General features: G+C 70.0%; 6 protein-coding genes and 1 pseudogene. 3 read left to right on the top strand and 4 right to left on the bottom strand.

Annotated features, from left to right (window positions below):
- Nucleotides 1-31 precede the first annotated feature (31 nt).
- Nucleotides 32-2,536, bottom strand: coding sequence for a GcvT family protein (locus tag G6048_RS29375; RefSeq protein WP_165342621.1), 2,505 nt, complete (start codon nt 2,534-2,536; stop codon nt 32-34).
- 146 nt (nt 2,537-2,682) lie between these two features.
- Between G6048_RS29375 and G6048_RS29380 the strand changes: the two genes are divergently transcribed.
- The gene (locus G6048_RS29380) at nt 2,683-3,543 is read left to right on the top strand and encodes a bifunctional methylenetetrahydrofolate dehydrogenase/methenyltetrahydrofolate cyclohydrolase (RefSeq protein WP_165342622.1); all 861 of its coding nucleotides are present in this window, start codon (nt 2,683-2,685) and stop codon (nt 3,541-3,543) included.
- A gap of 100 nt (nt 3,544-3,643) precedes the next feature.
- Here the strand turns inward: G6048_RS29380 and G6048_RS29385 are convergent, their stop codons facing one another.
- From G6048_RS29385 to purU, 3 genes are all read right to left on the bottom strand, one after another.
- On the bottom strand, nt 3,644-5,026 hold the full coding sequence (locus G6048_RS29385; RefSeq protein ID WP_165342623.1) for an L-serine ammonia-lyase: 1,383 nt from the start codon (nt 5,024-5,026) through the stop codon (nt 3,644-3,646).
- Nucleotides 5,027-5,078: 52 nt separating this feature from the next.
- Nucleotides 5,079-6,344 carry a serine hydroxymethyltransferase gene (gene glyA, locus G6048_RS29390; RefSeq protein WP_165342624.1) on the bottom strand — a complete coding sequence of 422 codons (1,266 nt, stop codon included), beginning with the start codon at nt 6,342-6,344 and terminating at the stop codon, nt 5,079-5,081.
- A 71-nt stretch (nt 6,345-6,415) separates the two neighbouring features.
- Complete coding sequence (gene purU / locus G6048_RS29395) at nt 6,416-7,288, bottom strand: formyltetrahydrofolate deformylase (protein ID WP_165342625.1); 873 nt, start codon at nt 7,286-7,288, stop codon at nt 6,416-6,418.
- Nucleotides 7,289-7,560: 272 nt separating this feature from the next.
- On the opposite strand from purU, the gene G6048_RS29400 reads away from it, so the two are divergent.
- Nucleotides 7,561-8,436, top strand: coding sequence for a universal stress protein (locus G6048_RS29400; RefSeq protein ID WP_165342626.1), 876 nt, complete (start codon nt 7,561-7,563; stop codon nt 8,434-8,436).
- Nucleotides 8,433-8,616, top strand: a pseudogene (locus tag G6048_RS29405) (hydrolase); the annotation flags it as partial. The gene G6048_RS29400 and the pseudogene G6048_RS29405, both read left to right, overlap by 4 nt.

The raw sequence follows: 8,616 nt of genomic DNA on the forward strand, positions 1-8,616 counted from the left end.
TCGACAGGCCCGACCACTGACAGCACTGCCATCAGCGGATCCGCTCGTTGTCCGGGTCGAAGGGCGGGGTGGCGTCGTTGCTGAGCACGGTCACCGGGTAGAGCTCCTCCATGTAGGAGACCGCGAGCTCGTTGCCGACCCGCGCCTCCTCGGGCGGCAGGTACGCCATCAGCAGGTGCTTGCCCAGCGAGGGGGCGGAGCCGGCGGCGGTGACGTACGGGTGGTGCCCGTGCCCGTCGACGAGCGCCTCGCCCGAGCGGGTGAGGATCGGCTCGCCACCGAGCATGTACCGCTTCACCCCGGACGCCGAGGTGTGGTCGTCGACGGCCAGCGTGCACAGCACGGCCGCGGGCTCGCTGGCACGCTGGGCGAGGTAGGCCTCCTTGCCGACGAAGTCGGCGCCCTTCACCTTCGGCCGCTGCATGCCGGCCTCGATGATGGTGCGCTCGGCGTCGAGCTCGTGGCCGAAGGCCCGGTAGCCCTTCTCCATCCGCCCGGTGGTCACGTAGACGCCGATGCCGACCGGGCGGGCACCGTGTGGCGCGCCCGTCGTGAGCAGCTTGTCCCACACCGCGGCGGCCTGGTCGAAGGGGACGTACAGCTCCCAGCCGAGCTCGCCGACGTAGGAGATCCGGGAGGCCAGTACGGTGATGCCGTCGAGGTCGATCTCGCGGCAGTTGAGGAACTTGAAGCCGTCGTGGGACACGTCCGCGTCGGTCAGCTGCGACAGGATGTCGCGGGCCCGCGGGCCCCACAGCCCGATCGTGGAGACCTGGTCGGTGAGGTCCTCCAGGGACGCGTCGTCGCCGAGCTGGTCGGCGAACCACTTCTTGTCCGCCATGCCGTGCGCGCCGCCGGTGACGACCCGGAAGTGGTCCTCACCCAGGCGCATCACGGTGAGGTCGGAGCGGAACCCGCCCTTGGCGTCGAGCACCGGGGTGTAGATCACCTTGCCGACCGGCACGTTGCACTGCGCGACGCAGGTGCGTTGCACGGCGTCCAGCGCACCAGGACCGGTGATGTCGAACATCGCGAAGGCGGTCAGGTCGATGACGCCGGCGGCCTCGCGCATCCGCAGGTGCTCGGCGTTGACGATCGGGCTCCACCAGCGCGCGTCCCACTCGTGCTCGCGCGGCATCACGCGGTCCCCGTACACCTCGAGGAGGTCGGCGTTGGACTCGTACCACTGCGGCCGCTCCCAGCCGACCGCCTCGAAGAAGACCGCGCCGAGCTTCTTCTGCGACTCGTGCATGGGGGAGAGCCGCTGCTCGCGGTCGGACTCGTACTGCTCGGCGGGGTGGACGATCCCGTACGTCTTGATGAACGACTCGGTGGTACGCAGCTTGGTGTGCTCGCGGCGCAGCTGGTGGGGGTAGAACCGGGCGATGTCGCTGTGCGCGAGGTCGATCTCGCTGTGGCCGTGGGTCATCCACTCCGCGACCGCGCGGCCGACGCCCGGGCCCTCCTTGATCCACACCGCGGCCGCCGTCCACAGCCCCTTGACCTCGCTCTCGCCGAGGATCGGGTTGCCGTCGCAGGTCAGCGACAGCAGGCCGTTGATCGCGTACCGGATCTCCGCGCCATCGGCGCCCAGCAACTCGGGCATCAGCTCGTAGGCCTGCTCCAGCTGCGGGTCGAAGTCCTCGGTGGTGAACGGCATTTCGGTGGGGCTGAGCTTGGCCTGCTCGATGCTCGGGATCTCCTCCGGCTCGTGCAGGATCGCCCGGTGGGCGTAGGACCCCACCTCCATGTCGGCGCCGTGCTGGCGCTCGTAGCAGAAGGTGTCCATGTCCCGGACGATCGGGAAGTTGATCTCGCCTTGCATGCCGGTCAGTTGCGGGCAGGGGCCGACGGAGATCATCTGGTGGACGGCGGGGGTCAGCGGGATCTTGATGCCGGCCATGTCGCCGAGCTTCGGGCTCCACACGCCGCTGGCGATCACGACGTACTCGGCCTCGATGTCGCCCTTGTTCGTGCGCACCCGGCGGATGCGCCCGTCCTCGACGTCCATGCCGAGCACCTCGACGTTGGGCACGCTCTTCAGCGCGCCGCTCTCGATGGCGCCGTCGCGCATGATCGTGCCGGCGCGCAGGGAGTCGACGACGCCGACGCTCGGGGTCCAGAAGGCGCCGATGAACTGGTCGGCCTCGATGAACGGCACCTTCTCCTTGACGAAGGCGGGGTCGACCAGGTGCGACTCGATGCCCCAGGCCTTGGCGCTGGACATCCGGCGGCGCAGCTCCTCCATGCGCTCCTCGGTACGCGCGATCTCGAAGCCGCCGGACTCGGTGAAGACGCCCAGCTCCTTGTACTGCCGCATCGAGTCCAGCGTCAGGTCGGTGATCTCGCGGGAGTGGTCGACGGGGAAGATGAAGTTGGAGGCGTGACCGGTGGAGCCACCGGGGTTGGGCAGCGGGCCCTTGTCGATCTGCACGATGTCGCGCCAGCCGAGCCGGGCCAGGTGGTGGACCAGGCTGTTGCCGACGATGCCGGCGCCGATGACGACGCATTTCGCCTGCGGCGGGACCTCTGCCATGGCGGCCTCCTTCGAGGTGACACGCAACTGATATACTAGTTGTAAGCACGCTATATGGCAGGCGGTCGGCGGTCAAGGGGGAGCCCGGCCCGGCTCCCTGACGCACTCGCCGCACAGGACCGACTCGTAGGGAACGGAGACCGCTGATGAACGCACGTCTGCTCGACGGCAAGGCGACCGCCGCCGACATCCGCCGCGAACTGGCCGAGCGCGTGGCCAAGTTGACCGCCACCGGCGGCCGCCCGCCCGGGCTCGGAACCGTCCTGGTCGGTGACGATCCCGGCAGCCACGCCTACGTCTCCGGAAAGCACCGGGACTGCGCCCAGGTGGGCATCGCCTCCCTCCGCCGCGAACTGCCCGCCGACGCCACCCAGCGGCAGGTCGAGGACGCCGTCGACGACCTCAACGCCGACCCCGCCTGCACCGGCTACATCGTCCAGCTCCCGCTCCCACGCCCCCTGGACGCCAACGCCGTACTGGAACGCATGGACCCCGCCAAGGACGCCGACGGCCTGCACCCCGCCAACCTCGGCCGGCTCGTCCTCGGCGTCGACGCCCCGCTGCCCTGCACCCCGCGCGGCATCGTCGAACTGCTCCGCCGCTACGACGTGCCCCTCGCCGGAGCACGCGTGTGCGTGATCGGCCGGGGCCTCACCGTCGGCCGCCCCATCGGACTGCTGCTCACCCGGCGCTCCGAGAACGCCACCGTCACCCTGTGCCACACCGGCACCAAGGGCCTGGCCTGGCACGTCCGCGAGGCGGACATCGTCATCGCGGCCGCCGGTTCCCCCGGGCTGATCACCAAGGACATGCTGCGCCCCGGCGCGGCGGTTCTGGACGTCGGCATCACCCGCACCGACAACGGACTCGTCGGCGATGTGCACCCGGATGCCGCCCAGGTCGCCGGATGGCTCGCGCCCATGCCGGGGGGAGTCGGCCCCATGACCCGGGCGATGCTGCTCGCCAACGTCGTCGAGGCGGCGGAGAGGAAGGCGAACGGCGTCTGAACGCGTGCCGAGCGGGTCGCGTACCGCGGGGGCTTCCACCCCCGTGGGCCGCCCTCCCTCGATGGCTGCCCTGCCCGGGCACCGGGTGACGCCCATCCGGTCAGCACTCGATGATGTTCACCGCGAGTCCGCCGCGGGCGGTCTCCTTGTACTTCACGGACATGTCGGCGCCGGTGTCCTTCATGGTCTTGATGACCTTGTCGAGGGAGACCTTGTGGGAGCCGTCGCCGCGCATGGCCATCTTCGCGGCCGTGACGGCTTTGACGGCGGCCATGCCGTTGCGTTCGATGCAGGGGATCTGGACCAGGCCGCCGACCGGGTCGCAGGTGAGGCCGAGGTTGTGTTCCATGCCGATCTCGGCGGCGTTCTCGACCTGTTCCGGGGAGCCGCCGAGGACTTCGGCCAGCGCGCCGGCGGCCATGGAGCAGGCGGAGCCGACCTCGCCCTGGCAGCCGACCTCGGCGCCGGAGATGGAGGCGTTCTCCTTGAAGAGCATGCCGATGGCTCCGGCGGCGAGCAGGAAGCGGACGACTCCGTCCTCGTCGGCGCCGGGCACGAAGTTGAGGTAGTAGTGCAGGACCGCCGGGATGATGCCCGCCGCGCCGTTCGTCGGGGCGGTGACCACTCGGCCGCCCGCCGCGTTCTCCTCGTTCACGGCCATCGCGTAGAGCGTGATCCACTCCATGGCATGCGCCAACGGGTCACCCTCCGCCCGGAGTTGGCGTGCCGTCACCGCCGCCCGGCGCCGGACTCGCAGGCCGCCCGGCAGGATGCCCTCCTGTGACATGCCGCGGGCGACGCAGGCCTGCATCACGTGCCAGATGGCGAGAAGCCCCTCGCGGATTTCGTCCTCGGTGCGCCAGGCCCGTTCGTTCTCCAGCATCAGGGCGGAGATCGACAGGCCGGTCTCCCGGGTCAGACGCAGGAGCTCGTCGCCGGTGCGGAAGGGGTACTTGAGCGCGGTGTCGTCGAGCTTGATGCGGTCGGCTCCCACCGCTTCCTCGTCGACGACGAAGCCGCCGCCCACGGAGTAGTAGGTCTTCGTCAGGAGTTCGGCGCCGGCAGTGTCGTACGCCCAGAGCGTCATGCCGTTCGCGTGGTACGGCAGCGTCTTGCGGCGGTGCAGGACGAGGTCCTTGCCGAAGTCGAAGGCGATCTCTTGGGCGTCACCGATCTCGACGCCCAACAGCCGTAGCTTTCCGGTGGACTTGATGCGCTCGACGTCGTGCTCGGCCTGGACTACGTCGACGGTGTGCGGCTCATTGCCCTCCAGGCCGAGCAGTACGGCCTTCGGGGTGCCGTGGCCGTGCCCGGTCGCGCCCAGGGAGCCGTACAACTCGGCGTGGACCGTGGTGGTCTCGGCGAGTACGCCGTCCTCCTTCAGGCGGGTAGCGAACAGGCGTGCCGCGCGCATCGGGCCGACCGTGTGGGAGCTGGACGGGCCGATGCCGATCGAGAACAGGTCGAAGACCGAGATGGCCACGGTCACTCCTCAGAACGGGGAGGGGGCACCCGGTTCAAGTGCCCCATCGGGCTTACGTGTTGAGGCCGGGGTACAGCGGATGCTTGTCGGCCAGCGCCTTCACGCGGGCCTTCAGCGCCTCCGCGTCGTACGACGGCATGAGTGCCTGCGCGATGACGTCCGCGACCTCGGCGAAGTCCTCGGCCCCGAAGCCGCGGGTGGCGAGGGCGGGCGTGCCGATACGCAGGCCCGACGTCACCATCGGCGGGCGCGGGTCGTTCGGGACGGCGTTGCGGTTGACGGTGATGCCGACCTCGTGGAGACGGTCCTCGGCCTGCTGACCGTCCAGTTCGCTCTCGCGCAGGTCGACCAGGATCAGGTGTACGTCCGTGCCGCCGGACAGGACGTTGACCCCGGCCGCGCGGGCGTCGTCGGCCGTCAGCCGCTCTGCGAGGATCCTCGCGCCCTCGACCGTACGGCGCTGACGCTCCGTGAAGTCCTCCGAGGCGGCGACCTTGAAGGAGACCGCCTTGGCCGCGATCACATGCTCCAGCGGACCGCCCTGAAAGCCGGGAAAGACGGACGAGTTGAGCTTCTTCGCGAAGTCCTTCTTCGCGAGGATGAAGCCGCCGCGGGGCCCGCCCAGCGTCTTGTGGGTGGTGGAGGTGACCACGTCCGCGTATGGGACCGGGTTCGGGTGCAGACCGGCCGCGACCAGGCCCGCGAAGTGCGCCATGTCGACCCACAGGTACGCCTCGACCTCGTCGGCGATCCGCCGGAACTCGGTGAAGTCCAGCTGTCGCGGGTACGCCGACCAGCCCGCGATGATCACCTTCGGGCGGTGCTCCTTGGCCAGCCGCTCCAGCTCGGCCATGTCGACCAGGCCGGTGGCCGCGTCCACGTGGTAGGCGACCACGTTGAACTGCTTGCCGGAGAAGTTCAGCCGCATCCCGTGGGTGAGATGGCCGCCGTGGGCCAGGTCCAGGCCGAGGACGGTGTCGCCGGGCTGGGCCAGCGCGAAGAGCGCGGCCTGGTTGGCGGAGGCGCCGGAGTGCGGCTGGACGTTGGCGTACTCGGCGCCGAACAGCTCCTTGAGCCGGTCGATGGCGATCTGCTCGGTGATGTCGACGTGCTCGCAGCCGCCGTAGTAGCGGCGGCCCGGGTAGCCCTCGGCGTACTTGTTGGTCAGCACCGAGCCCTGCGCCTCCAGGACCGCGACCGGCGCGAAGTTCTCCGAGGCGATCATCTCCAGGGTGGACTGCTGACGGTTCAACTCGGCGTCGACCGCGGCGGCGACTTCGGGGTCGAGCTCGTGCAGAGGGGTGTTCAGGACGGACATACGTCTCCTCAGCCGACGATGTGCGGGAACGATGGGCAGGAACGAATGTGCGGGAACACGGGACGGTTGCGTCAGCGGAACACCACGGTGTGGTGGCCGTTGAGCAGGATGCGGCTCTCGCTGTGCCACTGCACGGCCCGCGCCAGTACCCGGGCCTCGACATCGCGGCCCATGGTGACCAGCGCGTCGGGGTCGTCGGAGTGGTCCACGCGGACGACGTCCTGCTCGATGATGGGGCCCTCGTCCAGGTCCGGAGTGACGTAGTGCCCGGTGGCCCCGACCAGCTTGACTCCTCGTTGGTGGGCCTGGAGGTAGGGGCGGGCTCCCTTGAAGCTGGGCAGGAAGGAGTGGTGGATGTTGATGGCCCGGCCCTCGAGCCGTTTGCACAGGTCGTCCGAGAGGATCTGCATATAGCGGGCGAGGACCACGAGGTCGATGTCCAACCGCTGTACCAGCTCCAGCAGTTCCGCCTCCGCGTCCGCCTTGGTCTGCGGTGTGACCGGGATGTGGTGGAAGGGGATGCCGTGGGTGTGCGCGAGCGCCTCGAACTCCCGGTGGTTGGAGACGATCGCCGGCACGTCGATGTTGAGGGCGCCGGTGCTCTTGCGGAACAGCAGATCGTTCAGGCAGTGGCCGTACTTGGACACCATGATCAGGGTGCGCGTGGGGGCGGCCGCGTCGTGCAGCCGCCAGTCGATCCGGTACGCCTCGGCCACCGGGGCGAAATCGGTGCGCAGGCGCTCCAGTGACGTCTCGGGGTCGGAGACGTCGAAGTGGACGCGCATGAAGAAGCGGCCCTGAAGACGGTCGTCGAACTGCTGGCTTTCCAGGATGTTCCCGGAGTGTTCGACCAGGAAGCCGCTGACGGCGTGGACCAGGCCGGCCTGGTCGGGACAGGACAGGGTGAGGACGAACTCGCGTCCGGGGTCGGGGCGAGGTGGCATGACATCCTCCAGCGGTGCGTAATGAGCAACAGCGCGAGCAATACGCAACATGGTCCAAGGGGGAGGGGGTTCGGTCAAGGGCGTTGCTTGATCGATGTCCGCCGGGCGGACTTTCCTTTCGCCGTTGTGCAATGAGAAGCCCTCGGCGTGATGAGCAACACGCGCGCAGCGGTCGCGCCACGCCCCTGCCGCCGCCCGGCCATGGATGCGGCGGTGCGGGGAACCCGTACCGCCGGCACGTCCGCGCAGCCCGGCGAAAGGCGGTGAGGGACATGGAGCTGCCCCTGATCGTGGGTGTCGACGGATCGGATTCGAGCCTCGTCGCGGTCGACTGGGCGGTCGACGAAGCGGCCCGGCACGGACTGCCGTTGCGACTGGTGTACGCCTCCCTGTGGGAGCGTTACGAAGGGGCCGCCCCCTCCGGCAGCGCTGACCGCCCGTCCGAGCAGGTGCCGGCGGACCAGATCCTCGGTTCCGCGACGGAACGTGCCCGCCGACGCAATCCCGAGGTGAAGGTCTCCACCGAGACGGTCCCCGAGGAAGCGGCGCACGCCCTCCTGCACGAGGGCCACAACGCCTCCGCCCTGGTGACGGGAACGCGCGGCCGCGGTGAGCTGACGGGCCTGCTGCTGGGCTCGGTCTCGTTGGCCGTGGCGTCCCGTGCCCACTGCCCGGTGATCGTGGTCCGCGGCGACAAGGCCGGCCTGGCGGGCACCCATGAGCGGATCCTGCTCGGCGCGGGCGAGCCCGCGACCGGCGGCGAGGCGGTGCGGTTCGCCTTCCGCGAGGCCGAAGCGCGCCGGTGCACCCTCGATGCCGTACGCGCCTGGCGCTGCCCCGCGCACGAGCTCCCCGAGCATCCCCTTCTCACCGGGCAGCCGGCGCACTATCACGAGGAGCAGGCGTCCGCCGTGCTCGATGCCCTGCTCGACGACCCGATGGCGGACCACCCTCGCGTACGGGTTCACCGTCACACCGTGGAAGGACCGGCACGCAAGGCGCTGCTGCACCGGACGGCCGCCGCGGACCTGGTGATCGTCGGAACGCACCGCCGGTCCGGGCATCTCGGGCTCCAACTCGGCCGCGTAGGGCACGCGTTGCTTCACCACGCCCAGTGCCCGGTGGCGATCGTGCCGGAGCGGGGGTGACTGTGCACCGACCACCCACCCCTGCCACGCGCCACGACCTGCTCGCACCGGCACTGCGGGACGTGCGGGCCGTCGTCTTCGACACCGACGGAGTGATCACCGATTCGGCCCGGGTGCACGCCGCGGCCTGGAAGGCGGCCTTCGACGCCTACCTGCGCGCCCACCCGCCCGAAGACCCCG

It is taken from the genome of Streptomyces ureilyticus, from assembly GCF_011045025.1.
Taxonomy (GTDB): Bacteria; Actinomycetota; Actinomycetes; order Streptomycetales; family Streptomycetaceae; genus Streptomyces; species Streptomyces ureilyticus.